Origin of the sequence: Burkholderia sp. 9775_39 (genome assembly GCF_015712225.1) — a bacterium.
Lineage (GTDB): Bacteria > Pseudomonadota > Gammaproteobacteria > Burkholderiales > Burkholderiaceae > Burkholderia > Burkholderia cenocepacia.
Genome location: NZ_JACCQC010000024.1, coordinates 1 through 25,157, shown reverse-complemented (window position 1 = coordinate 25,157; position 25,157 = coordinate 1). Strand labels below are relative to the sequence as shown.

Sequence of the window (25,157 nt, the reverse complement as noted above, 5' to 3'; positions counted from 1 at the left end):
GATGAATAAGGTATGATCCTAGCGCTTCCCGGCTCCGCGTGTCAACGGAGCGGGGCAGGCCGCCCGCTTCCGGTACGTGAAACCGGGGACCGAGCACGGGCATTCGAATCGTTCAAGGAGCAGGAAAAACGTGGCAGAAGTCACTGAGCGCGCACCGTCGAAGCGGCGTACGCGCGGACGGCCGCTGGCGGATGCGTCCGTCGGCCCGGACGTGATATTGCGGGCCGCGCGCCGCACGTTCGCGAAGCGCGGCTACGACGCGACGAGCGTGCGCGAAGTCGCGCGCGAGCTGGGCATCGATGCGGCGTTGATCGCCCATCACTTCGGTACGAAGGAAACGTTGTGGCTGGCCGTCGTCGAGCAGATCGTCGAGCTGGCCGAACCGATGTTCGACGCGCTGCGTGCGTTGCGCACGTCGCCGCTGCCGCATCGCGACCGCGTGCGGCGCGCGCTCGAGCTGTGCGTCGATCACGAATTCGCGGAGCCGGATATCGGCATGTTCTTCTCGACCGCGGCGACCGAGGAGGGCGGGAGGCTCGACCGGCTGCAGGAGCGGATCGTGCGCCCGTATCACGACGCGATGTTTCCGCTGCTGGCGGACGCGGTCGAGGCCGGCACGATCCGTCCGGTCGATCCGAACGTGCTGTTCTTCATGATCGCGAGCGCGATCGGCACGACGGTGTCGTACAGCCACATGATGCTGGAGTTCACGTCGTTGCCGACGCGGCCGGAGGCGTTCCGGCAGGCCGTGCTCGGCGTCGCGTTCAACCTCATCGGCGACTGAGCGCCGCGCGCGGTCACGTCGCGGCGACCAGCCCGAGTTCGCGCACCGCGTTGCGCGCGCTTTCGCGCAACGCGTCGACGAGCGGCGACGGCGTGCGATACGCGAGCGCCAGTTCGTATGCGAGCGGGCTGCCCGCATCCTTCAGTTCGCAGAACGTAATGCCTTGCGGCTGCATCGGCACGAACAGGCGCGGCATCAGCGCGACGCCGATGCCGCCCGCGACGAGCCCGGCCGTCGTCTGCATCTGGCGCGGCTGCTGGACGACGCGCGGCGCGAAGCCCGCCTGCGCGCACGCCGTCACGATCAGCGCATGCATGCCGGGCCCGTGGTGCGCGGCGAACATGACCCACGGTTCGTCCGCCAGCTCGGCCAGCGCGACGCGGCGGCGGCGCGCGAGCCGGTGGCCGTCGGGCAGCGCGGCGACCATCCGGTCGCGCAGCAGCGGCTCGACGTGCACGTCGCCGGCATCGGCCACCGGCAGCACGACGAGGCCGGCGTCGGTGCGGTCCTGACGCAGCGCGAGCACCTGCTCGGCGGTCGTGCCTTCCTCGAGCTGGAAATCGACGTTCGGATGCCGTTCCTGGAATGCCCGCAGGATCAGCGGCAACAGCGCGTTGACGGTGCTGTCGACGAAGCGCAGCCGCAGCGTGCCGCCGAGGCCGGCGCCCGCGCGGCGCGCCACGGCCACCGCGCGCTCGGCCTGTTCGAGCGTGCGCCGTGCTTCGAGCAGGAAGGCTTCGCCGGCCGGCGTGAGCCGCGAGCCGCGGTTGTCGCGTTCGAGCAACGCGACGCCCACTTCGTCCTCGAGCTTGCGGATCGCCGCGCTGAGCGGCGGCTGGGCCATGTGCAGCCGCTCGGCCGCGCGCCGGAAACTGAGCGTTTCGGCGACCGCGATGAATTGCCGGAATTGGCGCAGATCGATCATGCGATACCTTCCATGTATCAGTAGATCATCGAATTCGTATTTTACCTATCACCCTGCGTTACCGAGAATGGGGTTGTCATTCACCATCGAGATTCGGGAGGGCAGGTCATGACGGGCAACCAACAGCAGCGAACGGCGATCGTCACGGGCGGGTCGAGCGGGATCGGCTTCGCGATCGCGCACCGGCTGGTGCAGGACGGGTATCGCGTCGCGATCGTCGGGCGCGACGGGGCGCGGCTGGCGGCGGCCGTCGCGCGTCTCGGCGGCGCGGCGATCGGGCAGGCCGGCGACCTCGGCGTGCGGCGCGAAGCGGAAGCGGCGGTCGCTGCGATCGTCGCGCGCTGGCCGCGCATCGACGTACTGGTCAACAACGCGGGGCTGACCGGGCGCGTCGGCGCGGATACCGAAGCGGCCGAGGCCGAGTCCGTCTGGGACGCGGTGCTCGACGCGAACCTGAAAAGCCTGTTCCTGACGACGATGGCCGTGCTGCCGCACCTGGCCGAGCACGCGGCGCGCATCGTCAACATCGGCTCGATCGCGGCGCGCGCCGGCAGCCTGTTGCCGGGCGGCCTTGCGTATGCGGCCGCGAAGGCCGGCGTCGAAGGCTTCACCGTCGCGCTGGCACGCGAACTCGGGCCGCGCGGCGCGACGGTCAATACGGTCGCGCCCGGCTATATCGCGGATACGCGTTTCTTCGGCGACGGCGGGGTCGCGCCGGCCATCGCGGCGACGATCCGCGAGCAAACGCCGGTCGGCCGCGCGGGGCAGCCGGACGACATCGCGGACGCGGTCGCGTGGCTCGCCGGGCCGCGCGCGTCGTTCGTCACGGGCGCGACGATCGCGGTGAACGGCGGCTGGCGCGTCGGGTGATGCAGCGCGTGCCCGGCCGGCGGGTCATTCGCAATCGGTCGGCGGCTTGTCGCCGAGCCAGCGCCGCGCGCCGGGCCCGTTGCGGCCCGCGCGGTCTTCCGGGTTGGTCAGCTTGCAGCGTTTCAGCGACAGGCAGCCGCAGCCGATGCATTCGTCGAGGTTGATGTAGAGTCGCTGCAGCTCCTCGATCCGGCTCGCGACGCGCTGCTTCCAGCCGCGCGACAGCCGCTGCCAGTCCTTGTTGCTCGGCGCGGTGTCCTCGGGCAGGCTGACGAGCTGCTCGGCGATTTCGTCGAGCGAATAGCCGATCTTCTGCGCGAACACGATGAACGCGATCAGCCGCAGCACCGCGCGCGAATAGTGGCGATGGCTCGAGCCGTTGCGGTGCGACTTGATCAACCCGCGCGTCTCGTAGAAACGCAGCGTCGACGCCGGCACGCCGCTGCGCGCGGCCACTTCGCGGATCGACATCAGCGGCCATTGCGGGGTTTCCTGGATACCCATGACGCCCTCCGGGAAAGCTTGACTTGAAGTTAACTTCAACTTTTATGCTACGCGGCAGTTTAACCCGTCGCGAGGCATCATGCTCTCCTTTTCCCTACGCAGGACGTCGCCTTTGGGCGCGGCTTGCGCCCTGTTGCTGGCGTTGTCGGGCTGTCACGACGGCAAAGGCACATCGTCGGCTCATCCCCTTCCCGAAGTCGGCGTCGCCACCGTTGCGCCACGCACCATCCGCCTCGCGGACGAATTCAACGGGCGCGTCGAAGCGGTCGACGCGGTCGAACTGCGGCCGCGCGTCAGCGGCTATCTGCAGCGCGTCGCGTACAAGGAGGGCGATGTGGTCGCGCAGGGCGCGCTGCTGTTCGAGATCGATCCGCGGCCGTACCGGATCGCGCTCGATCGTGCGAATGCGCAGCAGCAGCGCGCGCGTGCGGCCGCGAGCCTCGCGAACGTGCAGCTCAAGCGCGTGCAGACGCTGATCGATGCGCATGCGACGTCGCAGGAAGAACTCGACAACGCGCGCGCCGCCGCCGAGCAGGCGCGCGCCGATCTGCAGGCGGCCGATGCGGCCGTGGCCGACGCGAAGCTCAATCTCGGCTTCACCGAAGTGCGCGCGCCGATCGCGGGCCGTGTCGGCCGCGCGGTCGCGACCGTCGGCAACCTCGCACGCGCGGACGACACGCTGCTGACGACCGTCGTGTCGCAGGACCCCGTCTACGTGTATTTCGATTGCGACGAGCAAAGCTACCTGCGCTACAACGCGCGGCGCGCCGATCCGAAGCATCGCGCGATCGGCGCCGATCCGGTGCGCGTCGGCCTCGCGAACGAAACGGGCTTTCCGCATGCGGGCACCGTCGATTTCCTCGACAACCGGCTCGATCCGCAAACCGGCACGATCCGCGCCCGCGTGCGGCTGCCGAATGCGGACCATACGTTTACGCCGGGCCTGTATGCGCGCGTGCAGCTCGTCAGCGGCCGCGACCAGGATGCATTGCTGGTCGACGACAAGGCCGTGCTGACCGACCAGGACCGCAAGTACGTCTACGTGATCGGCCCCGGCGACAAGGCGTTGCGCCGTGACGTGACGATCGGCCGCGAGCTCGACGGCGAGCGGATCGTCGAGAAGGGGCTGCAGTCGGGCGACCGCGTGGTGGTCGACGGCGTGCAGCGCATCTACTATCCGGGCGCGCAGGTCAAGCCGAAGGCGCTGCCCGCGCGCGCCGACGCGGGCAACGCCACGCAGGCGCTCGCCGATGCCGGCGCGCCTGCCGCGCAATGACGGGAGCGAGACGATGGATTTCTCCCGTTTCTTCATCGACCGGCCGATCTTCGCGGTCGTGCTGTCGATCGTCATCTTCGCGCTCGGCCTGATCTCGATTCCGATGCTGCCGGCCGGAGAATATCCGGAAGTCGTGCCGCCGAGCGTCGTCGTGCGTGCCACGTACCCCGGCGCGAACCCGAAGGAAATCGCCGAGTCGGTCGCCGAACCGCTGGAAGAGGCGATCAACGGCGTCGAAGGCATCATGTACATGAAGTCGGTCGCCGGGTCGGACGGCAGCCTGCAGGTCGTCGTCACGTTCCTGCAGGGCGTCGATCCCGACACGGCCGCCGTGCGCGTGCAGAACCGCGTGAGCCAGGCGCTGTCGCGCCTGCCCGACGAGGTGCGGCAGTACGGCGTGACCACGCAGAAGCAGTCGCCCACGCCGCTGATGTACGTGAGCCTCTATTCGCCGGACAACAGCCGCGATTCGCTGTACCTGCGCAATTACCTGACGCTGCACGTGAAGGACGAACTGTCGCGGCTCACCGGCATCGGCGACGTCGGCGTGTACGGCTCCGGCGACTACGCGATGCGGCTGTGGCTCGACCCGAACCGGCTCGCGTCGCGCGGGTTGACCGCGAGCGACGTGATCGCGGCCGTGCGCGAGCAGAACGTGCAGGTGTCGGCCGGCCAGCTCGGCGCGGAGCCGTCGCCGAAGAAAAACGACTTCCTCGTGTCGATCAACGTGCGCGGCCGCCTGCGCACGGTGCAGGAATTCGGCGACATCGTGCTGCGCAACGGCGACGACGGCCAGGTGGTGAAGCTGTCCGACGTCGCGCGCATCGAGCTCGGCGCAGGCGACTACACGCTGCGCTCGTATTTCAACGACAAGCATTCCGCCGTGGTCGGCATCTTCCTGTCGCCGGGCGCGAATGCGCTGGACGTCGCGAAGGCCGTGTACGCGAAGCTCGACGAGCTGTCGAAGCGCTTCCCGCCCGGCGTCGCGTACCGCCCCGTGTGGGACCCGACGGTGTTCGTGCGCGAATCGATCCGCGCGGTGCAGCACACGCTGGTCGAGGCCGTGGTGCTGGTCGTGCTCGTCGTGATCCTGTTCCTGCAGACCTGGCGCGCGTCGATCATTCCGCTCGTCGCGGTGCCGGTGTCGGTGGTCGGCACGTTCGCGTGGCTCTACCTGCTCGGCTATTCGATCAATACGCTGACGCTGTTCGGGCTCGTGCTCGCGATCGGCATCGTCGTCGACGATGCGATCGTGGTCGTCGAGAACGTCGAGCGCAACATCGCGCAGGGGTTGAGCCCGCGCGATGCCGCGCACCAGGCGATGCGCGAGGTGTCGGGGCCGATCGTCGCGATCGCGCTCGTGCTGTGCGCGGTGTTCGTGCCGATGGCATTCATGTCGGGCGTCACCGGCCAGTTCTACAAGCAGTTCGCGGTGACGATCGCGATCTCGACGGTGATCTCCGCGATCAACTCGCTGACGCTGTCGCCCGCGCTCGCGGCGAAGCTGCTGCGTCCGCACGGCGCGCCGAAGGATGCGTTGACGCGCGGGCTCGATCGCGCATTCGGCTGGCTGTTTCATCCGTTCAACCGCTTCTTCGAGCGCAGTTCCAACCGCTACCACGGCGTCGTCGGGCGCACGCTGAAGCGGCGCGGCGTGGTGTTCGCCGTCTATGCGGCGCTGCTCGCGGCCACCGCGCTGCTGTTCAACGCGGTGCCGGGCGGCTTCATCCCGGTGCAGGACAAGCTGTACCTGTTCGCGGGCGCGAAGCTGCCGGAAGGCGCATCGCTCGCGCGCACCAGCGCGGTGACCGAGCAGATGACGAAGATCGCGCTCGGCACCGACGGCGTCGAGATGGTGCCGGCGTTCGCGGGGCTGAACGCGCTGCAGGGCGTGAACACGCCGAACATCACGAACTCGTACGTGATCCTGAAGCCGTTCGACCAGCGTCACCGCAGCGCCGCGCAGATCAATGCGGACCTGAACGCGCGCTTCGCGGCGATCGACGGCGGCATCACCTATGCGCTGATGCCGCCGCCGATCCAGGGCCTCGGCAACGGCTCCGGCTACTCGCTGTACCTGGAGGATCGCGGCGGGCTCGGCTACGGCGAATTGCAGAAGGCGCTCGGCGCGTTCCAGGCCGCGGTCGCGAAGACGCCGGGGATGAGCTATCCCGTCAGCTCGTACCAGGCGAACATCCCGCAGCTCGAGGTGAAGGTCGACCGGCTGAAGGCGAAGGCGCAGGGCGTCGCGCTGACCGATCTGTTCAATACGTTGCAGGTGTATCTCGGCTCGATGTACGTGAACGACTTCAACGTGTTCGGCCGCGTGTATCGCGTGATGGCGCAGGCGGACGCCGGCCACCGGCAGACGGCCGCCGACATCGCGAACCTGCGCACACGCAACGCGAAGGGCGAGATGGTGCCGATCGGCTCGATGGTGACGGTCGGGCCCGCGTACGGCCCCGACCCGGTGGTCCGCTACAACGGCTATCCGGCCGCCGACCTGATCGGCGACGCCGATCCGAAGATGATGTCGTCGTCGCAGGCGATCGCGAAGCTGCAGCAGATCGCGAAGGAGGTGCTGCCGCCGGGCATCACGCTCGAATGGACCGACCTCAGCTATCAGCAGGTCACGCAGAGCAACGCGGCGATCGTCGTGTTCCCGCTCGCGGTGATGCTGGTGTTCCTGGTGCTTGCGTCGCTGTACGAGAGCTGGACGCTGCCGCTCGCGGTGATCCTGATCGTGCCCGTGTGCATGTGCGCGGCGCTGTTCGGCGTGTGGCTGTCCGGCGGCGACAACAACGTGTTCGTGCAGGTCGGCCTGGTCGTGCTGATGGGGCTTGCGTGCAAGAACGCGATCCTGATCGTCGAATTCGCGCGCGAACTCGAGATCCAGGGCAAGGGCGTGGTCGAAGCCGCGCTCGAGGCGTGCAAGCTGCGGCTGCGTCCGATCGTGATGACGTCGGTCGCGTTCATCGCGGGCTCGGTGCCGCTGCTGATCGGCAGCGGCGCGGGCAGCGAGGTGCGGGCGGCCACCGGCATCACCGTGTTCGCCGGGATGCTGGGCGTCACGCTGTTCGGGCTGTTCCTGACGCCCGTGTTCTATGTGGCGATCCGCAAGCTCGCGGGCGGCACGCCGGCCGTCTGGAGCGAACAGCACGGCACCCTCGAAGGAGAAAACCGATGAGCGCCGCGTTCCGTCTTTCCGCGCTCGCGATGTCGGTGACGCTCGCCGCATGCGCGGTGGGCCCCGATTTCAAACGGCCCGACACCGCCACCGCCGCGCGGTTCGCGCGCGACGCCCACCCGGCGACGCAGCACGATGCGGCGCCGGCCGATACGGCGCCCGAGACGCCGCCCGACGCGTCGGCTGCCGCCGATGCCACGTTCTGGCGCGGGTTCGGCGATCCGACGCTGACGCAGTTGATCGATGCCGCGCTCGCCGCGAATCAGGACCTGCAGGTCGCCGTATCGCGCTACGACGCATCGAATGCGCTGCTGTCGCAGGCCACGTTCGACCGCTATCCGACGATTACCGCGAGCGGCCAGATCGGCCATCGGTTGATGAGCAAGGACCAGGCGTTCGGTGCGCCGCGCAGCCAGCGCGATGCGCCGACGTCGAGCGTCGGCATCAATGCCGCGTGGGAACTCGACCTGTTCGGCCGGGTGCGCCGCTCGATCGAGTCGCAGCGCGCGGAAACGTCGGCCAGCGCGGCCGACGTGCGCGCGGTGCGCGTCGCGATCGCGGGCGAGGTCGCGAGCACGTACGTCGATCTGCGCGGCTCGCAGGAGCGCTTGCGGATCGCCCGCGAGAATGCCGACAACCAGAAGCAGACGCTCGCGCTGATCAATGCGCGCGTCGGCGCGGGACGCGGCTCCGAACTGGATGCGGCGCGCGCGCGTGCGCAGTACGAATCGACGACCTCGCGGATCGCCGTGTACGAAGCCGCGATCGGCGTCGACGAGCATCGGCTCGCGGTGCTGACCGGGCAGACGCCGGACGCGCTGATCGGCCGGTTCGACCTGCCGGGGACGGCCGCGTCGACCGGCACGCCGGTGCTGCTGCCGGCGCTCGCGGCCGACATCGATCCCGGCACGCCGGGCGACCTGCTGCGCCGCCGGCCCGATGTCGCGGCCGCCGAGGCGCGGCTGCATGCGGCGACCGCGCGCGTCAGCGTCGCGACCGCCGACCTGTTCCCGCGCTTCACGCTGTCGGGGCTGCTCGGCAGCGCGACGAGCAGCTACGGGTTCTTTCGCGCGGGCAGCGACACGAACCTGATCGCGCTCGGCATCGACTGGTCGTTTCTCGACGTCGGCCGCGTGCGCGCACGGATCGCCGCGAGCGACGCGGAAGCGGCCGGCCAGCTTGCGCAGTACCGGCAGACCGTGCTCGGCGCGCTGGAGGAAACCGAGAACGCGCTGCTGCGTGTCGCCCGCACGCGCGACGAGACCGCGCACCTCGTGCGCGCGGCCGACGACAGCGCGCGCGCCGCGCAGCTCGCGCAGGCCCGGTTCTCGGCCGGCGCGATCGACTACTACGAAGTGCTGGACGCGCAGCGGACGCTGCTGCAGGCGCAGGACGCCGCGGCCGACGGGCGGATGCGCAGCGCGGCATCGACGGTCGCGCTGTACAAGGCGCTCGCGGGCGGCTGGCCGTCGGGCACGGGGCAGGGCGCGCCCGGTCCGCTCGCGCGGTCGGGGCAGTAGCGCCGGCGGCGCGGCAGGCCGATGCGATGCAGCCTGCCGCGCGCCGCATGACTACACGGTGGCCGGATCGACCTTGTCGATATCGATGCCGTAACGCCGGATCGCTTCGCCGACGCGAGCCCGTTCGATCATGCCGTCGTCGGCGAGCGCCTTCAGTGCGGCGATCACGATGAAGTGCCGGTCGACCTCGAAGAACGTGCGCAGCGCCTCGCGCGTATCCGAGCGGCCGAAGCCGTCGGTGCCGAGCGACACGAAGCGGCGACCGTCGACGAACGCCCGGATCTGGTCGCCGACGATCTTCATGTAGTCGGTCGCGACGACCACCGGCCCCGCGCGGCCGTCGAGGCATTGCTGCACGTACGGCACGCGCGGCGCGGCGTCCGGATGCAGCAGGTTCCAGCGTTCCGCGGCGAGCCCGTCGCGGCGCAGCTCGGTCAGGCTCGTCGCGCTCCAGACGTCGCTCGACACGCCGAAGTCCTGCGCGAGCAGGTCGCTCGCGGCAAGCGTTTCGCGCAGGATCGCGCCGCTGCCCATCAACTGCACGCGCGGCGCGTCGGCCGCGTGCGGCGGGCCGTCGCGCAGCAGGTAGAGCCCCTTCAGGATGCCGGTTTCCGCACCGTCGGGCAGCGCCGGATGCGGATAGTTCTCGTTGAGCAGCGTGATGTAGTAGTAGACGTCCTCCTGCTCCGCGAACATCCGCCGCAACCCGTCGCGCACGATCACCGCGAGTTCGTACGCATAGGTCGGGTCGTACGACACGCAGTTCGGAATCACCGACGACAGCACCTGGCTGTGCCCGTCGTTGTGCTGCAGCCCTTCGCCCATCAATGTCGTGCGGCCCGACGTCGCGCCGAGCAGGAAGCCGCGCGTGCGCGCGTCGCCGGCGGCCCACGCGAGATCGCCGACCCGCTGCAGCCCGAACATCGAATAGAAGATGTAGAACGGGATCGCCGGCAACCCGTGGTTGCTGTACGCGGTGCCGGCCGCGATCCACGACGCGATCGCGCCCGATTCGTTGATCCCTTCCTGCAGGATCTGCCCGTCCTTCGCTTCCTTGTAGTAGCTGAGCTGACCCGCGTCCTGCGGCGTATAGAGCTGGCCGAGATGCGAATGGATGCCGATCTGGCGGAACAGGCCCTCCATCCCGAACGTGCGCGACTCGTCCGGCACGATCGGCACGACCAGCTTGCCGAGCTGTGGGTCCTTCAGCAGCGTGCCGAGGATGCGCACGAACGCCATCGTCGTCGACAAGCCGCGCTCGCCGGTGTCTTTCAGTTGGGCGTCGAATGCGGCGAGCGGCGGCGTCGGCAGCGGCGCGACCGCGTGGAAGCGGGCCGGCACGTGGCCGCCGAGCGCGGCGCGGCGTTCCGCGAAATAGCGTGCCTCGGCACTGCCCGGTTCCGGCTTCAGGTAAGGCAGCGCGTCGAGCTGCGCGTCGCTGACCGGCAGCGCGAAGCGGTCGCGGAATGCACGTACCGCATCCGCGCTCATCTTCTTCAACTGATGGTTCACGTTCTGGCCTTCGCCGGCTTCGCCCATCCCGAAGCCCTTGACCGTCTTCGCGAGCACGACGGTCGGCCGGCCGTCGGCGCGCATCGCCTGCGCATAGGCCGCATGCACCTTCTCCGGATCGTGGCCGCCGCGCGCCAGTTTCCAGATGTCGTCGTCGGACAGGTCGGCGACCAGATCGAGCAGTTCGGGGTACTTGCCGAAGAAATGCTCGCGCACGTAGGCGCCGCTTTGCGACTTGAAGGTCTGGTAGTCGCCGTCCACGCATTCCATCATGCGCTGGCGCAGCAGGCCCGTCGTGTCGCGTTCGAGCAGGCGATCCCAGCCGCCGCCCCAGATCACCTTGACGACGTTCCAGCCGGCCGCGCGGAACGTGCCTTCGAGTTCCTGGATGACCTTGCCGTTGCCGCGCACCGGGCCGTCGAGGCGCTGCAGGTTGCAGTTGACGACGAAGATCAGGTTGTCGAGCCGCTCGCGCCCGGCCAGCGAGATCGCCGCGAGCGATTCGGGCTGGTCCATTTCGCCGTCGCCGAGAAACGCCCACACCTTGCGGCCCTGATGCGCCTTCAGCCCGCGATATTCGAGGTAACGCATGAAACGCGCCTGATACGCGGCCGTGAGCGGCCCGAGCCCCATCGACACGGTCGGGAACTGCCAGAAATCGGGCATCAGGCGCGGATGCGGATACGACGACAGTCCGTCGCGGCCCGCTTCGCGGCCGGTCTCGCGGCGGAAATGGTCGAGCTGCGCGTCGGTGATGCGGCCTTCCAGGTACGCGCGGCCATAGATGCCGGGCGCCGAGTGGCCCTGGATGTAGACCATGTCGCCGTCGAACGTGTCGGTGCGGCCGCGGAAGAAGTGGTCGAAGCCGACGTCGTACAGCACGGCCGCCGACTGGTAGGTCGCGATGTGGCCGCCGACGTTCGAATGCCGGCCGGCGCGCAGCACCATCACCATCGCGTTCCAGCGAATCATCGCGTTCAGCCGCCGCTCGAGCGCGAGATCGCCCGGGTAGGCCGGCTGCCGCTCGCGCGGCACGGTGTTCACGTACGCGGTCGTCACGCGGCCGTGCAGGTCGCCATGCCGGGCCGCGTCGAGATCGGCGAGCTGGTCGAGCAGATAGTGCGCGCGCGGACGGCCTTCGAGCGCGATCACGGATTCGAGCGCATCGAGCCATTCGCGGGTTTCCTGCGGATCGATGTCGGGTAACGCGAGAGGTGCGGTCATGCAATGTCTCCAGAAGCATCAGGCAGCGCGCAGCGACGGTCGTGGCGCCGCGTCGCGCGACGAAACGCCCGCCGGTTGGCGGGCAAGTAGTTGCAATTGCAATCGTATGACGGGCATTGTTATCGAGGTAAAATTTAATTGCAACTGCAATTCAACGAAAGGAACGACCTGACATGAGCGCACCCGAACCCGATCTGTGGTTCTCGTTCGTCCGCGCGCACCGGACGATGATTCGCGAGATCGAGCGCCGCCTTGCGGCGGCCGGCCTGCCCGCGTACGCGTGGTACGACGCGCTGTGGGGGCTCGAAAGCGGGCCCGACGGCACGCGCCGCATGCACGAACTCGCCGACGTGCTCGCGATCGAGCGCTACAACCTCACGCGGCTCGTCGATCGGCTCGAACAGGATGGGCTCGTCACGCGCGCGCGGTCGGCCGACGATGGCCGCGCGGCGTTTGCGAGCATCACCGACAAGGGGCGGACGCTGCGCAAGAAGATGTGGAAGGTGTACCAGTCGACGGTCGCGGAGCTGTTTCTCGACCAGTTCACCGGCAAGGAGCAGGCGACGATGGCCGCCGCGCTCGATCGCGCGACCGCCGCGGCGCGCGACGCGGCGGCCGACGCGAAGTAACGGCGTCCGGCGCGCATCAGCCGCGCGCATGGCCGCGCATCGCCTGCGCGGCCCAGTCGGCCGGCACGCGGCCATCGTCGGCCAGCAGGCGCAGCGCGACCGCGACGATCCAGCGCGCGGTCGGCGCGCGTGCGCCGGGCCCGGCCGAATCCGCGCCGAGCGCCGTGAAGCGGGCCGGCACGAACGCACCGATCTGCGCGGCAATGTGCCGTGCATAGCCGGTCACCGCGAGCACCGGCGTGCCGCCTTCGCCGAGGCAGGCCCGCACGTGCGGAACGCGCGGGGCGTCATGCGGATGCAGCAGGCTCCAGCGTTCGGCCGCGCGACCGTCGCGCGCGAGCTGCGTATAGCTCGGGCAGCTCCAGATCGTCGAGTCGATTCGCCATTCGTCGTGCAGCAGGTCGGCCGCTTCCCTGACCTGCGCGAGCGTGCTGCCCGCGCCGCACAGCCGGATATGCGCTGCCGCGCCGGCGGCGGCACGCCGGCCGGCCCGCACCATGCCGTTGAACGCGTCGCGGGCGGCCGACGCCGACAGCGGCTTCGCATCGGGCTCGCAGTCGTCATGGCTCGCGAGATAGACGAAGCCAGGCTGGCCGGCGACGTACAGCGTGCGCAGCGCGTGGCGCAGGATCGCGATCGCTTCGTGTCCCGACGCCGGATCGTACGGCGTGCACGCGGCGTTCGCGGCGAGCCAGTGCGGGACGTCGGGCGTCACGCCCTTCGGCCATGACGATGCGGCCGTTTCCGCGTCGTTCACGAAGATCCCGCGATCAACGGTTTCGATCGACGCGAGCCGCAACCGGTCGATCGCGCGCGCATGCAGCAGGTACAACAGCGGCCGCTCGAAGCGCTTGCCCGGATCGAGAAACCGCAGCGGCCACGCACTGATGTGGCGATGCGCGTGCGTGCCGGAAACCGGCTCGCGCGCATCGGCGCGGACGATCCACACGCGCTTCGACGTCGCCGCATCGCGTTCGAGACACTCGGCGGCTGCCCGCATCGCGCCGAGCGGCGAGACCGCCGCGCCCGGCGGCACGAGCCGCCGCGTGGTCAGCCGTTCGAGGCAGGCCGCCGCGGCGCGGCGGGTATCGGGCGTCCGCACGGGCGGACCGGATCGCGCAGTCTGCATGTCCCTCCTTCGAGTACTGGCATGGCGCCGGCGTCATCGATTCCGGCATAGGATTGCAATTGCAACGATTGTAGTTGCAACGATAACCCGATGACAAGGACCGACATGACCTCGACGCACTCCCTCACGTTCTATACGGCCGACACGCCGAACGGGCACAAGATCGCGATCTACCTGGAAGAGGCCGGGCTCGCGCACGATCGCGTGCTGGTGGACCTGTCCGCCGGCGAGCAGCGCAGCCCGGCGTATCTCGCGATCAATCCGAACGGCAAGATCCCGGCCATCGTCGACCACGACACGGGGCTCGCCGTATTCGAATCCGGCGCGATCCTCGGCTATCTCGCCGCCAAGACCGGCTGCCTGCAGCCTGACACGCTGGCCGAGCGCACGGCGGTCCAGCAATGGCTGCATTTCCAGATCGGCGGGATCGGGCCGATGCTCGGCCAGCTGTGGTGGTTCCTGCATGCATCGAAGACGGTCAATGCGGAAGCGATCGACCGCTACCGGAAGGAGGCGCTGCGGCTCTACGGGGTCGTGAACGGCCGCCTGTCGGAATCGGCGTATCTCGCGTCGTCGCGGTATTCGATCGCCGATATCGCCGCGTTCCCGTGGCTGCGCACGGCGGCCGAGCTCGATCTCGACGTGACCGGCTTCCCGCACGTCGAGCGCTGGCTCGCCGAGATCGCCGCGCGGCCGGCCGTGCAACGGGGCCTGATCGCATGCCGCGCGCCGGCCGCCGAGGCGGCGCACTGACGTCGCATCGCCCGCGCCGGATGGACGGCGCGGGCGCCGGCCGCTTGGCCGCCGGGAAAACATTGTTCTCCTTCGTCGTAAACGTCTCGAATGCGTGATATTTGCGCGGCCCGATCCGGTTTAGAGTGGCCGCGAATCGATGACGATGTGTCGTATGGCCGCAGCCCCGGGCCGTACCGACGCACGAGGAGCTGGAGACAAAATGAGTGAAGGCAGGATTACGCAGGTCGAGTCGTTCGGTTTCGAGCGCATTCCCGATGCATCGCGCTATGCGCGGCCGATCGATCTGTTCCGGTTGCTGTTCGGCGGTTGCAATACGTTTTCCACATCGGTGCTCGGCAGCTTTCCCGTGCTGGTCGGGCTGTCGTTCAAGGCGGGCGTCTGCGCGATCGTGCTCGGCGTGCTCGCCGGCACCTGCATCCTCGCGCCGATGAGCCTGTTCGGCCCGCGCAACGGCACCAGCGACCCGGTGTCGTCCGGCGCGCATTTCGGCATCCACGGCCGGATCGTCGGCTCGTTCCTCGCGCTGCTCACGTCGATCGCGTTCTTCTCGCTCGCGGTGTGGAGCTCGGGCGACGCGCTCGTCGGCGGTGCGCACAACCTGGCCGGCGTGCCGGTCAACGGCTTCACGCTCGGCGCCGCGTACCTGGTGTTCGCGGTGCTCGTGCTGATCGTCTGCATCTACGGCTTCCGCTTCATGCTGTGGGTCAACAAGATCGCCGTGTGGGCCGCGAGCGTGCTGTTCGTCGCGGGCCTGTTCGCGTTCGCCGGCCTGTTCGACATGCGCTACGCGGGTACGCTGCAACAGGGTAGCGCGGGCTTCTGGGCCGCGTTCGTCGGCGCGGTGCTGGTCGCGCTGAGCAACCCGGTGTCGTTCGCGTCGACGCTGGGCGACTGGGCGCGCTACATTCCGCAGCACACGCCGAAGCGTCGCGTGATGGGGGCGGTGTTCGCCGCGCAGATCGCGACCTTCGTGCCGTTCTTCTTCGGCCTCGCGACCGCGACGATCATCGCGTCGAAGGCGCCCGCGTTCATCGCGTCGAACGACTACGTCGGCGGATTGCTCGCGATTTCGCCGCGCTGGTTCCTGCTGCCGATGTGCCTGATCGCGATCATCGGCGGGATGTCGACCGGCACGACCGCGCTGTACGGCACGGGCCTCGACGTATCGAGCATGTTCCCGCGGGTCCTGAACCGTGTGCGCGCGACGTTGCTGATCGGCACGATCGCGATCGCGTTCATCTTCGTCGGGCGTTTCTGGTTCAACCTCGTCGAAAGCGTCGCGACGTTCTCGACGCTGATCGACACGTTCAGCTGCCCGTGGATGGCGATCATGGTGATCGGCTACGTGACCCGCCGCGGTTACTATCTCGCCGACGATCTGCAGGTGTTCAATCGCGGGCTGCGCGGTGGCCACTACTGGTTCACGCACGGCTGGAACGTGCGCGCGATGGGCGCGTGGCTGCCGGCCGCGTTCGTCGGGCTCGCGTTCGTGAACCTGCCGGGCCAGTTCGTCGGGCCGCTCGGTAACCTCGCGGGCGGGCTCGACCTGAGCGTGCCGCTGTCGCTGGCGGTCGGCGGGATGCTGTACTTCGCGCTGCTGACGCTGTATCCGGAACCGGACGGCGTGTACGGCCCGCACGGGCGCCGTTTCGTGCGGGGCGGCAAGCGGAAGGCGCGCGAGGTCGGCGCACCGGCGATCCAGCCGAAGGGATACTGATTGCTGGTCGACGGATTGCACCTGATCCGGAAACGACAACGCCGCCGTGCGGGCTCAGCCGCCGGCGGCGTTGTCGTTTGGGTTGACGTTTGTGGCGAAGCGCCGCGTTGTGTCAGTGGAACGTGCTGCCCGCGAGCAGCCCGCCGTCGACGATGAATTCCGAGCCCGTGCAATACGTGGATTCGTCGGACGCGAGGAACAGCACGAGGCTGGCCACTTCGTCGGGCTTGCCGATGCGCGCGATCGGCAGGCCGCTGTAGATCGACGACGGATCGAAATCCGCGAACTCGGGCGGGCGCGCCATCACCGTATCGATGCCGCCCGGATGCACCGAGTTCACGCGAATGCCGTGGCGGCCGAATTCGAGCGCGGCGGCCTTCGTCATCCCGCGCACCGCGAACTTGCTCGACACGTAAGCGCTGCCGCCCGCGACGCCTTCCATCCCGGCCGTCGACGACACGTTGACGATCGACCCGCCGCCCGCGTCCTTCAGCGCGGCCAGTGCCGACTTCATCCCGAGCCAGCAGCCGACCTGGTTCACGTCGATCACCTTGCGGTAGTCGTCGAGCGAGCACGCTTCGATCGGCACGAGCTTCAGGATCGCCGCGTTGTTCACGAGAATGTCCAGCCGGCCGAACTGCGCGAGCGTGGCCTGAACGGCGGCGTGCCAGTCGGCTTCGTTCGTCACGTCGAGATGCTGGAAGCGTGCGGCATCGCCGAGTTCGGCCGCGACGCGCCGGCCGGCGTCGTCCAGCACGTCGGCGATCACCACGCGTGCGCCTTCGGCGACGAACCGGCGCGCTTCCGCTTCGCCCTGGCCGCGGGCGCCGCCCGTGATCAGCGCCACCTTGCCTTCGAGTCGTTTCATCGTGCTTGCTCCTGTGAGTGAAAGGGGGCGTGCGCGGCTCGCGTGGACGCGGCCGCCGCGTCCACGCTGCGGACCGGATCGCCACCGCGCCACGCGCGGGCTTCGGCGATGCCGTGCGCGATCAGGTCGCGCATGCCGGCGCCTTCGATCACTTCGATGCGCACGCCGGGATCGTCGGCGTCGTCGAGATACGCGACGCGTGTGGCCGCGTTGTGCGCATCGAACACGACGCGCAGGCCGCGGGCGGCGAGCCGTGCGACCGCCGCATCGAGATCGTCGACGACCCACGCGACGTGATGCAGGCCGACGAGCGGTTGCCCGTGCGCGTCGCGATACGGCGACGGCGTGTCGTTCGTCACGTGGATCAGTTCGATCTGCAGATCGCCGCGATACGCGAGCCCGACGTCCATCGTGACCGTCACCGGTTCGCCGAGATGGCGGCCGTCGAGCCGCACGTTGCGGAACACGGTCCACGGGCCGACCTCGTGGCGGGCGCGCCAGCGCGCGATGCTGCGGTCGAGGTCGGCGACTACGTAGCCGATCTGGTCGATGGGGCCGAGGGCGGGGTCGTGCATGTCGTCTCCGTGGCGGACGCACCGGTGCGTGCCGTGCGATGCATGACGGCCATGATCGCAACAAAGCGCGTGTTTCGTGCCATCCAAACGGACGAGTAGGCGCGCACGCAGCGTCGTGCGATGCGGCGCCCCGACGCAACGCGTGCGCGAGCTGAAAGCGGGCAATGCGCTCGACGCGTTACCGCGCGTTCGACCCCTTGACCGTCAGCCGGCACACGGTCGCGAGCGCGAGCAGGTTCGGGTCGCGCTCGCGACGATGCAGAAAGCTCAGGCCGATTGTCTGGCGGATCGTCGGTCCGGCGAGCGGTCGCGAGCGCGATCCGGTGCGCGACCAGATCGCGCACGCGGCCCGGCAGCAGCGAGCAGCCGACGCCGCCCGACACGAGGTTGATCAGCGAGAAGATGTCGCCCACGCGCATCACGACGTTCGGCGTGACACCGGCCGCGCGGAACGCCTCCGTGAAGCCGTGGCGCGTCGCGAAGCCTTCGCCGAGCGACACGAACGGTTCGTCGCCGCATGCGTGGAGATCGATCGCATCGCGTTGCGCATACGGCGAATCGACCGACGCGGCGAAGGACATCTCGTCCTCGAACAGCGCGATCGACTCGATCTCGGCGTCCGGGTCGGGCAGCGCCATCAGCGACGCCAGATAGGGCCACGATCCATCGGCGCGGGCCACAGGCGGGGTATCGGGCGAGCCGATGATGAGCATCGCGGCCGGCCATCTACCGCGGCGGCCGCCGCGTCATTACGCTTGGGCGATCGTCCACTCTGTCCGGAAGGTCGCCATGTCCCGGCTCGACTACACCCTGCTCGGCCCCTGCCTGCTCGCCATCGCGCTCGACGCGATGGGGTTCGGGCTCGTCTATCCGATGATGTCCGCGATCTTCAGCGATCCGCACGCGGGCATCCTGCCGGCCGACGCCGGCGCGCATGCGCGCAATTTCTATCTCGGCCTCGGCTACGGGATCTACCCGCTGTGCATGTTCTTCGGCTCGTCGCTGATGGGCGAGCTATCCGATCGCTACGGCCGCCGCCGGATCCTGCTGCTGTGCGTGCTCGGCCTCGCGGCCGGCTACGCGCTGATGGCGGGCGGCGCGTGGCGGGCCAGCATCGCGCTGCTGCTGGTCGGCCGTGGGCTCACGGGCCTGATGGCCGGCTGCCAGGGCATCGCGCAGGCGGCCATCACCGATCTCAGCACACCCGACACGAAGGCGTACAACATGAGCATCATGTCGCTCGCGTTCAGCGCGGGCGTGATCGTCGGCCCGGTGCTCGGCGGCGTCACGTCCGACCGGACGATCTCGCCGCTGTTCGACTACGGCACGCCGTTCGTGCTGGTCGCCGCGCTGTCGCTGATCTGCGCGGGCTGGACCTGGGTGTCGTATCGCGATTCCGCCGCGCCGCGCGGCGATACGCGCATCGATCCATTGCTGCCGCTGCGGATCATCTGGGAGGCCGCGCGACAGCGCAACGTCGCGTTCCTGTCGGTGGTGTTCTTCCTGATGCAGGTCGGCTACGGACTCTACCTGCAGACCATCATGCTGCTGTTGCAGGCGAAATTCGGCTATACGAGCGCGCGGCTCGGGCTGTTCAGCGGCGTGATCGGCATCTGTTTCGTGTTCGGGCTGCTGTGTGTCGTGCGGTTGATGTTGCGCGTGTGGCGCGTGGTCGATATCGCGAAGACGGGCCTGCTCGTGGCCGGCCTTGGCCAGATCCTGTCCGCGCTGTTTCCGCACGAACCGGTGCTGTGGGCGCTCGCGATGGTCGTCGGCTGCTTCGACATGGTTGCGTACACGACGATGTATACGGCGTTTTCCGATGCCGTCAGCGACGATCGGCAGGGCTGGGCGCTCGGCGTCGCGGGCTCGGTGATGGCGGTCGCGTGGGTCGTGACGGGTGCGCTGACGAACCTGCTGCCCGTATTCGGCGAAATCGGACTGCTGCTGATCGGCGGCGCGGGTTTCCTGCTCAGCTTCGCGATGATGGTCGCGTACGGCCGCACGCGGCCGGGCGCGCGAACGGCCGCGCTCTCGTAAGTTGCTCACACGTACGTTGGCCCGATCCTGTCGGAGGTTGTCCCGCGCGCCGCTGTCGCATCGCGCCGCGCGGCCCGACACTGGCGCGTCGCGGCCGGAGAGGTTCCGGGCCGCGTGCGGCGGCGCCGGCCGGGCCGGCGCGCCGTTTCGTCAATGTAACCACCGAGAGAGCATGTCATGCAACATCCGACCATCCGTACCCTGGCCGGCGCGAGCGCGCCGACGTCGATCGCCGCCGCCCGCACCGCGCTGCTGGTGATCGATTTCCAGAACGAATACTTCAGCGGCCGCCTGCCGATTCCGGACGGGCCGCGCGCGCTGGACAATACGCAGCGCGTGATCGCGTTCGCCGATCGCGCGGGCATTCCGGTGTTCCACGTCCAGCACGTCGATACGGCCGACAGCCCGATCTTCGCCGATGGCAGCGACGGCTTCCGTTTTCATGCGGACCTGCAGCCGGCGCCGCATCACGCCGTCGTGAAGAAAACTTCGGTGAGCGTCTTCCCGACGACGGATCTCGATGCGCGGCTCAAGGCGGCCGGCATCGACACGCTGATCGTCACCGGCCTGATGACGCATGCGTGCGTGGCCGGCGCGGCACGCGATGCGGTGCCGCTGGGCTATGCGGTGATCGTCGTCGACGATGCCTGTGCGACGCGCGACCTCGACGTCGCGGACGGCGGCACGGTGCCGCACCGCGAGCTCCATCGCGCGACGCTGGCCGCGCTGTCGGACACGTTCGGCGACGTGCTGACGACCGAGCAGGTGCTGGCGCTCGGCGTCGCGTGACGGCGGCCGGTTCGCGCGTCAGCCGGCCCAGCCCGGCGCGGCGTACACGACTTCGCCGCGGAAGCACGTTTCGATCACGCGGGCCTGCGCGAACGTCTCGACCGGGTGCGCGAACGGATTGCGGTCGAGGATCGCGAAGCTCGCGTCCTTGCCCGCTTCGAGCGAGCCCGTGCAGTCGTCGAAGCGCAGCGCATACGCGGTGTTGACCGTATAGGCCTCGAGCATCGTGAGCAGGTCGAGCCGTTCGTGCGGATTCCACGGCGGGCTGTCCGGCTGGTCGATCAGCAGGTGCGTGACGCCCGTCTGGATGATCTGCATCGGGTCCATCGTGCTGACCGACCAGTCCGAACCGGCCGCGAGCATCGCCCCCGCGTTGCGCAGGCTGCGGAACGGATAGTTGCGTGCGGTGCGCTCGGCGCCGAGCAGGTCGCGGTAGAGCTGTTGCTGCTCCTCGCGGGCGGCGGTCCACAGCGTCTGCACGCTCGCGATCGCGCCGAGCCGGTTGAAGCGGCTCATGTCGGCCGGATCGACGAGTTGCAGGTGCGCGAGCTGCGCGCGCCGGTCGCGCATCCCGTTGCGGCGCTGGACGGTTTCGAGCGCGTCGAGCGTCATGCGCACCGCGCGGTCGGCGAGCGTGTGGAAGTGCAGGTCGAAGCCGGCCGTATCGGCGAGCAGGCAGATTTCGTTCAGTGCGTCCTGGCTCCACAGCGCGAGGCCGCAGTCGTCGGTGCCGGCGTACGGCTCGAGCAGCGCGGCGGTTTTCGATTCGGGCACGCCGTCGACGAAGATCTTCACCGTATGCAGGCGCAGGTTGTCGCGCTCGTACTGACGGCGCCACGCGACGAAGCGTTCGACCTGCTCGCGCGGATCGCGGCGCGGGTTCGCATAGAGGCCCGCGCTCATGTAGGCCTTCAGCGTGCCGGCGCGCTGCGCGTCGGCGTAAGCCTTGAGTTCCGCCTCCTCGACGCGTGCGTCGAACCAGCCGGTGATGCCGTAGCCGTGCGCCATCGCATGGGCTTTCGCGAGCGACTTCGGGTAGCCGGCCGGGCTCAGTTGCGGAATGATCGGGCAGACGCGGTAGAACGCCGCTTCATGCACGACGCCGGTCGGCGCGCCCGACGCATCGCGCTCGATCACGCCGCCGGACGGATCGGGCGTATCGGTGCGGATGCCGGCCGCTTCGAGCCCTTTCGTGTTGAGGCAGCCGCTGTGCACGTCGAAGCCGACCACGAGCAGCGGCCGGTCGGGCACGACCCGGTCGAGCCGTTCGCGGGTCGGATACGCGCCGAACGCGGCGAGGTTCGCGCCGCCGAGATAGACCCACGGCTCGTTCGGCGTCGCATCGGCGCATGCGCGGATGCGTTGCACGATCGTGTCCGGATCGTTGATGCCGGACAGGTCGAAGTCGCCGAGGATCTGATGGCCTTCGAGCGGATGGACGTGACCGTCGATGAAGCCGGGCAGCATCAGGCGGCCGGCGAGGTCGACCGTGCGCGTCGCGGGGCCGGCCAGCAGGCGGATGTCGTCGTCGCGGCCGACCGCGACGATCTTGCCGTCCTTCGTCGCAAGGGCCTGCGCGAAGCGGCGCTGCGCGTCGCCCGTGTAAAGCAGGCCGTTCAGATAGACGGTATCGGCGTGTTGCATGTGTCTCCTCCGGATGGGGGTGTGTCGACGGGCGCACGCGTCCGACGGGCGGGCCGTGTGGCTCGTCCGGTCGCATGAACCCGGTCGGGTTGGAATGGGATGCGGAGCGTTATGTCCCGGCGCCGCGCGGCAGAGGCGGGGCTGCGCGGGGATGAAGGCCGACCACGGCTACCGGAGCGTCATGCCGGGTTCGTCGACGAGCGCGTATCGGTACAGCGGCGGTCGACGCGCGCGCGGCCTCGCGGGCCGGCGTCCCTTCGGTATTCGGCATTGCGTGTCTCCGTGGCATCCGACGCGTTCCTGTCGTCGGTGGAGACAGATACTAGGAGCGGGAGCGGCGGCTGTCTGTCATCGTTTTGAGGACAACGCGCGACAAAGGAGGACGGACGGTAGAAGTCACGACGCAGTGGTGGCGGCTAGTTGCCGCGGTCTTCCGGCGTTGCTTCTTCCTCGACGCACCACGCGAAGAGCCCGGCCCGGTTCGCGACGCCGAGTTTCGCGAGCGCACGGCCGAGATAGGTGCGTACGCTGCTCGGCTTGAGCGCGAGCGTGTCGGCGATCCGCGGAACAGGCTGGCCCTGCAGCACCGCGCGGCACACGAGCCGTTCGCGCTGCGACAGCGTCGCGCCGCTGCGCGCCAGGCGCTGTTCGAAGCGCTGCAGCAGCGCGCCGTCGTCCGAGCGCGGTGTCAGGCGGGCGAGCCGCGCATGCTGGATCAGCAGCGGCAGCACGAAATCGCCGAGCTGACGCAGCAGTGCCAGTTCGGCCAGCGTATAGGACGGCTGGCCGCGCCGGCGGAACAGCGAGAACACATAGACGTAGTCGCGTTCGCTGCCGAGCAGCGTGCAGTCTTCGCCGAGCTCGCCGAGCGCGAACTGGCGGCCGTACTCGGTCGCCGTGTCGATTTCCTCGTTGCACGAGAACACGAGCTGCGAATCGGTCGCGCGCTCGATGTGCGGAAGCAGCGTGTCGGAGCGCCAGTCGCCCTGTGTATACAGATCGAGCGCGTGGCGCGTGCCGTCCGGATCGTCGCCGCCGGCGAAGAACAGCACGTCGACGCTGTCGACCGAGTGCGACGGCGCGTCGCGACGGTAACGCGTCGCGACGCTGTAATGGGACTGCGGATCGACGGTTTCGCGCAGCCACGCCCAGAGCCGGGCGGGAAACTGCGGACTGCCGAGGCTGGCGACCAGGTCGCCGGCGTTGCTCAGGGAAATATGGGCGGGGCTCATCGTTGACACCGTCTTCGCGAACGGCCGCGCGTGCAGGCCGTGCGTCGCGTGCGGCGGCACGGTGGCCGGCATTGCGATCATGCGAGACGGAGGCCGGCGCGGCGGCGAAGCACGATTGTAGGGGAGTTCGCCGCCGCGGGGCATCCGCGCTTGCCCGGCGGCCGGCCGACGCTCCGGTGAGCGCGATGCGGTGCCGGTCGCGGCGTGCCGCGCGCCGGCCTCGTGCATCAGGACAATCAGAACATCGTGTTCCGGTTCGCGGACGTTTCGGGTACCGGCTGGATCACGTCCCAGTGTTCGACGATCTTGCCGTCCTTCACGCGGAAGATGTCGACCACCGCTTCGCCGCGATCGCCCGGCCGCTCGGTCGCATGCACGTGCAGGTAGACGAGATCGCCGTCGGCCGCGCTGCGGACGATGCGCGCGCGCGAAGCCGGGTTCTTCTGGAACGCGCCGACAAAGTACGACACGAACGGCTGCTTGCCGTCCGGCACGTGCGGGTTGTGCTGTTTGTAGTCGTCCGCGACGACGGCGGCGGCTTCGACTGCTTCGTGCCGGTTGAAGAAGCGGTCGTAGAACGTCAGCACCAACTGGCGGTTGGCTTCCTCCGCGGCCAGGTCGCGCGTGGCCGGGCCGGCAGCCAGCGCGGCCGCCGATGATGCGGCCAGCAGAACGAATGCGGCAACGGCGCGAGCGGGGGAGCGGAACGATGACATGTAGCGTTTTCCTTGTCTGACGGTTCGTGGAGGGATGCGCGAGCGAGACGGCGGCTTTGCGCGGCGCGCGACGATCGGCGGTCGGTGCGGGCGGGGCGCGACGTGCACGCCGTATCGGCATCAACGGCGCGCCGACGAGACCACGTTGCCGCTGCCGGTATTGCGACGCCGCGGGGCATCGTCATGCTTCGTTGAACTGGCGAATCCGGGCGGCTGTCGGCCGATCGAATGGTACAGTTGCCGCGAACCCGTCACAAGAAGTCATCGCGGTGTGAACAGGTCACGCCGCGGTGACCGCGCATCGCCCTTGAAAGAGAATGCCGTCATGCCGCTTCCGTCTGCCGACGAATCCGTCGAACTCGATCAGCCATGCCCGATCCGCGATGTGCTCGACCGCATCGGCGACCAGTGGAGCCTGCTCGTACTCGAGGCGCTGGCGGGCGGAACGATACGCTTCAACGAACTCGGCCGTACGATCGGCGATGTGTCGAACCAGATGCTGTCGCGCACGCTGAAGCGGCTCGAACACGACGGTTTCGTCAGCCGCACGCTGTTCGCCGAAGTGCCGCCGCGTGTCGAATATGCGTTGACCGACCTCGGGCGTTCGTTCCTGACGCCGATGCAAGCGATGATCCGGTGGGCCGACGAACATCATCGCGCGATCTGCGCGGCGCGCCGTCGGGCGCGCGAGCAGGAAGGCGGCGGGCGTTGAGTGCGCTGCGTGCATCGGTTCGTTGACTGGCGGTGCGCGGCAGGCGAGCTCGACGGGTTGAAGCATGTGCGGATGCATTCGCATCGCCATCGCGTGACTTCGTTATCCGAAGGATGGCGTCGGAATGGATAGCCCGACGATAGGTTGATTTGGCACCCTTGCCGTGGCGACTGATTCCGTGGCGCGAGCGGCGGCGGTTCTCGCGCGCCGTCCGGCCCGGGCGCTTCATCGGCCGGTATCGAGCCGCTGCTTACCGCCACGAACCGTCGACGTAGACCCAGACCGGCCCTTGGCGGCGCCAGTAGCCGGGCACCCAGCGGCGCCCGGGGCGCCGTGCGACCCAGCGACCGGACACCCATATATAGCGACCGCGCTGCCAGCGCCAGTAGCCGTCCGTCCATATATAGCCGTGCGGCCGCGGCGGCGGCGGGCGACGATCGTGGCGTGCCGCCGGCGGTGCGAAGCTCGGCCGATCCGCATAGGGCGGCCCGCCCGGTACGCGGTTCGGACCGGAGGGGCGATACACGGGCGGGCCGCCCTATGCGGAT

Annotated in this window: 20 protein-coding genes and 2 pseudogenes; 11 read left to right on the top strand and 11 right to left on the bottom strand. The window is 69.1% G+C overall.

Annotation, left to right across the window (positions count from 1 at the left end; genetic code table 11):
• Positions 1-130 precede the first annotated feature (130 nt).
• The gene (locus H0X90_RS26960; protein WP_006496890.1) at positions 131-784 is read left to right on the top strand and encodes a TetR/AcrR family transcriptional regulator; all 654 of its coding nucleotides are present in this window, start codon (positions 131-133) and stop codon (positions 782-784) included.
• Positions 785-797: 13 nt separating this feature from the next.
• On the opposite strand, the gene H0X90_RS26955 is transcribed toward H0X90_RS26960, so the two are convergent.
• Positions 798-1,709 (bottom strand): LysR family transcriptional regulator, encoded by a 912-nt coding sequence (locus H0X90_RS26955; RefSeq protein WP_077189334.1) that lies wholly within the window; start codon positions 1,707-1,709, stop codon positions 798-800.
• Between the two features lie 108 nt (positions 1,710-1,817).
• Between H0X90_RS26955 and H0X90_RS26950 the strand changes: the two genes are divergently transcribed.
• Entirely contained in the window at positions 1,818-2,579 is a 762-nt protein-coding gene (locus H0X90_RS26950; RefSeq protein WP_006496892.1) for an SDR family NAD(P)-dependent oxidoreductase, read from the top strand.
• Between the two features lie 24 nt (positions 2,580-2,603).
• Here H0X90_RS26950 and soxR read toward each other — a convergent pair whose 3' ends face one another.
• Positions 2,604-3,083: a redox-sensitive transcriptional activator SoxR gene (gene soxR, locus H0X90_RS26945; protein ID WP_006485131.1), complete on the bottom strand. Its 480-nt coding sequence runs from the start codon at positions 3,081-3,083 to the stop codon at positions 2,604-2,606.
• Positions 3,084-3,162: 79 nt separating this feature from the next.
• Between soxR and H0X90_RS26940 the strand changes: the two genes are divergently transcribed.
• Genes H0X90_RS26940 through H0X90_RS26930 form a run of 3 tightly spaced genes read left to right on the top strand, consistent with a single transcriptional unit; the run spans position 3,163 to position 9,066 of the window.
• Positions 3,163-4,359, top strand: coding sequence for an efflux RND transporter periplasmic adaptor subunit (locus tag H0X90_RS26940; protein ID WP_059720742.1), 1,197 nt, complete (start codon positions 3,163-3,165; stop codon positions 4,357-4,359).
• A gap of 13 nt (positions 4,360-4,372) precedes the next feature.
• Positions 4,373-7,546, top strand: coding sequence for an efflux RND transporter permease subunit (locus H0X90_RS26935; protein ID WP_060211245.1), 3,174 nt, complete (start codon positions 4,373-4,375; stop codon positions 7,544-7,546).
• Positions 7,543-9,066 carry an efflux transporter outer membrane subunit gene (locus H0X90_RS26930; protein WP_077189335.1) on the top strand — a complete coding sequence of 508 codons (1,524 nt, stop codon included), beginning with the start codon at positions 7,543-7,545 and terminating at the stop codon, positions 9,064-9,066. Before H0X90_RS26935 ends, H0X90_RS26930 begins: the two co-directional genes overlap by 4 nt.
• Before the next feature lie 51 nt (positions 9,067-9,117).
• On the opposite strand, the gene aceE is transcribed toward H0X90_RS26930, so the two are convergent.
• Positions 9,118-11,802 (bottom strand): pyruvate dehydrogenase (acetyl-transferring), homodimeric type, encoded by a 2,685-nt coding sequence (aceE, locus tag H0X90_RS26925; protein WP_006496896.1) that lies wholly within the window; start codon positions 11,800-11,802, stop codon positions 9,118-9,120.
• Positions 11,803-11,975: 173 nt separating this feature from the next.
• Here aceE and H0X90_RS26920 point away from each other — a divergent pair, with 173 nt between their 5' ends.
• The gene (locus H0X90_RS26920; protein ID WP_006485425.1) at positions 11,976-12,431 is read left to right on the top strand and encodes a MarR family winged helix-turn-helix transcriptional regulator; all 456 of its coding nucleotides are present in this window, start codon (positions 11,976-11,978) and stop codon (positions 12,429-12,431) included.
• Positions 12,432-12,447: 16 nt separating this feature from the next.
• Here the strand turns inward: H0X90_RS26920 and H0X90_RS26915 are convergent, their stop codons facing one another.
• On the bottom strand, positions 12,448-13,560 hold the full coding sequence (locus tag H0X90_RS26915) for a hypothetical protein (protein ID WP_062910389.1): 1,113 nt from the start codon (positions 13,558-13,560) through the stop codon (positions 12,448-12,450).
• Between the two features lie 105 nt (positions 13,561-13,665).
• On the opposite strand from H0X90_RS26915, the gene H0X90_RS26910 reads away from it, so the two are divergent.
• On the top strand, positions 13,666-14,313 hold the full coding sequence (locus tag H0X90_RS26910) for a glutathione S-transferase family protein (protein WP_034202167.1): 648 nt from the start codon (positions 13,666-13,668) through the stop codon (positions 14,311-14,313).
• Between the two features lie 202 nt (positions 14,314-14,515).
• Positions 14,516-16,033 carry a cytosine permease gene (locus H0X90_RS26905; protein WP_006486042.1) on the top strand — a complete coding sequence of 506 codons (1,518 nt, stop codon included), beginning with the start codon at positions 14,516-14,518 and terminating at the stop codon, positions 16,031-16,033.
• Between the two features lie 112 nt (positions 16,034-16,145).
• On the opposite strand, the gene H0X90_RS26900 is transcribed toward H0X90_RS26905, so the two are convergent.
• The 3 genes and pseudogenes from H0X90_RS26900 to H0X90_RS36245 form a co-directional block, all read right to left on the bottom strand.
• Positions 16,146-16,901: a glucose 1-dehydrogenase gene (locus tag H0X90_RS26900; RefSeq protein WP_006496902.1), complete on the bottom strand. Its 756-nt coding sequence runs from the start codon at positions 16,899-16,901 to the stop codon at positions 16,146-16,148.
• Positions 16,898-17,476: a VOC family protein gene (locus H0X90_RS26895; RefSeq protein ID WP_058903264.1), complete on the bottom strand. Its 579-nt coding sequence runs from the start codon at positions 17,474-17,476 to the stop codon at positions 16,898-16,900. The genes H0X90_RS26900 and H0X90_RS26895 overlap by 4 nt, the downstream gene beginning before the upstream one ends.
• Before the next feature lie 178 nt (positions 17,477-17,654).
• Positions 17,655-18,123: pseudogene (locus H0X90_RS36245) on the bottom strand (LysR substrate-binding domain-containing protein); the annotation flags it as partial.
• 142 nt (positions 18,124-18,265) lie between these two features.
• Between H0X90_RS36245 and H0X90_RS26885 the strand changes: the two are divergent.
• Positions 18,266-19,516, top strand: coding sequence for an MFS transporter (locus H0X90_RS26885; protein ID WP_077189337.1), 1,251 nt, complete (start codon positions 18,266-18,268; stop codon positions 19,514-19,516).
• A gap of 177 nt (positions 19,517-19,693) precedes the next feature.
• Positions 19,694-20,305: a cysteine hydrolase family protein gene (locus tag H0X90_RS26880; protein ID WP_006496905.1), complete on the top strand. Its 612-nt coding sequence runs from the start codon at positions 19,694-19,696 to the stop codon at positions 20,303-20,305.
• An 18-nt stretch (positions 20,306-20,323) separates the two neighbouring features.
• Here H0X90_RS26880 and H0X90_RS26875 read toward each other — a convergent pair whose 3' ends face one another.
• From H0X90_RS26875 to H0X90_RS26865, 3 genes are all read right to left on the bottom strand, one after another.
• On the bottom strand, positions 20,324-21,949 hold the full coding sequence (locus H0X90_RS26875; RefSeq protein ID WP_077189338.1) for an amidohydrolase: 1,626 nt from the start codon (positions 21,947-21,949) through the stop codon (positions 20,324-20,326).
• 416 nt (positions 21,950-22,365) lie between these two features.
• Positions 22,366-23,262: a helix-turn-helix transcriptional regulator gene (locus tag H0X90_RS26870; RefSeq protein WP_227739696.1), complete on the bottom strand. Its 897-nt coding sequence runs from the start codon at positions 23,260-23,262 to the stop codon at positions 22,366-22,368.
• Positions 23,263-23,417: 155 nt separating this feature from the next.
• The gene (locus tag H0X90_RS26865) at positions 23,418-23,897 is read right to left on the bottom strand and encodes a nuclear transport factor 2 family protein (protein WP_006496909.1); all 480 of its coding nucleotides are present in this window, start codon (positions 23,895-23,897) and stop codon (positions 23,418-23,420) included.
• A 325-nt stretch (positions 23,898-24,222) separates the two neighbouring features.
• Here H0X90_RS26865 and H0X90_RS26860 point away from each other — a divergent pair, with 325 nt between their 5' ends.
• Positions 24,223-24,609, top strand: a complete 387-nt coding sequence (locus H0X90_RS26860; RefSeq protein ID WP_006496910.1) for a helix-turn-helix domain-containing protein — start codon at positions 24,223-24,225, stop codon at positions 24,607-24,609.
• 250 nt (positions 24,610-24,859) lie between these two features.
• On the opposite strand, the pseudogene H0X90_RS26855 reads toward H0X90_RS26860, so the two are convergent.
• Positions 24,860-25,141, bottom strand: a pseudogene (locus tag H0X90_RS26855) (YXWGXW repeat-containing protein); the annotation flags it as partial.
• Positions 25,142-25,157: the final 16 nt, after the last annotated feature.

Excerpts from the sequence above, each read along its gene's own strand:
- H0X90_RS26930 (WP_077189335.1), top strand. The coding sequence starts at position 7,543 with ATGAGCGCCGCGTTCCGTCTTTCCGCGCTCGCGATGTCGGTGACGCTC.
- H0X90_RS26895 (WP_058903264.1), bottom strand. The coding sequence starts at position 17,476 with ATGCACGACCCCGCCCTCGGCCCCATCGACCAGATCGGCTACGTAGTC.
- H0X90_RS26885 (WP_077189337.1), top strand. The coding sequence starts at position 18,266 with ATGTCCCGGCTCGACTACACCCTGCTCGGCCCCTGCCTGCTCGCCATC.
- H0X90_RS26955 (WP_077189334.1), bottom strand. The coding sequence starts at position 1,709 with ATGATCGATCTGCGCCAATTCCGGCAATTCATCGCGGTCGCCGAAACG.
- H0X90_RS26915 (WP_062910389.1), bottom strand. The coding sequence starts at position 13,560 with ATGCAGACTGCGCGATCCGGTCCGCCCGTGCGGACGCCCGATACCCGC.
- H0X90_RS26875 (WP_077189338.1), bottom strand. The coding sequence starts at position 21,949 with ATGCAACACGCCGATACCGTCTATCTGAACGGCCTGCTTTACACGGGC.
- H0X90_RS26910 (WP_034202167.1), top strand. The coding sequence starts at position 13,666 with ATGACCTCGACGCACTCCCTCACGTTCTATACGGCCGACACGCCGAAC.
- H0X90_RS26865 (WP_006496909.1), bottom strand. The coding sequence starts at position 23,897 with ATGTCATCGTTCCGCTCCCCCGCTCGCGCCGTTGCCGCATTCGTTCTG.
- aceE (WP_006496896.1), bottom strand. The coding sequence starts at position 11,802 with ATGACCGCACCTCTCGCGTTACCCGACATCGATCCGCAGGAAACCCGC.
- soxR (WP_006485131.1), bottom strand. The coding sequence starts at position 3,083 with ATGGGTATCCAGGAAACCCCGCAATGGCCGCTGATGTCGATCCGCGAA.
- H0X90_RS26935 (WP_060211245.1), top strand. The coding sequence starts at position 4,373 with ATGGATTTCTCCCGTTTCTTCATCGACCGGCCGATCTTCGCGGTCGTG.
- H0X90_RS26950 (WP_006496892.1), top strand. The coding sequence starts at position 1,818 with ATGACGGGCAACCAACAGCAGCGAACGGCGATCGTCACGGGCGGGTCG.
- H0X90_RS26940 (WP_059720742.1), top strand. The coding sequence starts at position 3,163 with ATGCTCTCCTTTTCCCTACGCAGGACGTCGCCTTTGGGCGCGGCTTGC.
- H0X90_RS26900 (WP_006496902.1), bottom strand. The coding sequence starts at position 16,901 with ATGAAACGACTCGAAGGCAAGGTGGCGCTGATCACGGGCGGCGCCCGC.
- H0X90_RS26920 (WP_006485425.1), top strand. The coding sequence starts at position 11,976 with ATGAGCGCACCCGAACCCGATCTGTGGTTCTCGTTCGTCCGCGCGCAC.
- H0X90_RS26880 (WP_006496905.1), top strand. The coding sequence starts at position 19,694 with ATGCAACATCCGACCATCCGTACCCTGGCCGGCGCGAGCGCGCCGACG.
- H0X90_RS26860 (WP_006496910.1), top strand. The coding sequence starts at position 24,223 with ATGCCGCTTCCGTCTGCCGACGAATCCGTCGAACTCGATCAGCCATGC.
- H0X90_RS26870 (WP_227739696.1), bottom strand. The coding sequence starts at position 23,262 with ATGATCGCAATGCCGGCCACCGTGCCGCCGCACGCGACGCACGGCCTG.
- H0X90_RS26905 (WP_006486042.1), top strand. The coding sequence starts at position 14,516 with ATGAGTGAAGGCAGGATTACGCAGGTCGAGTCGTTCGGTTTCGAGCGC.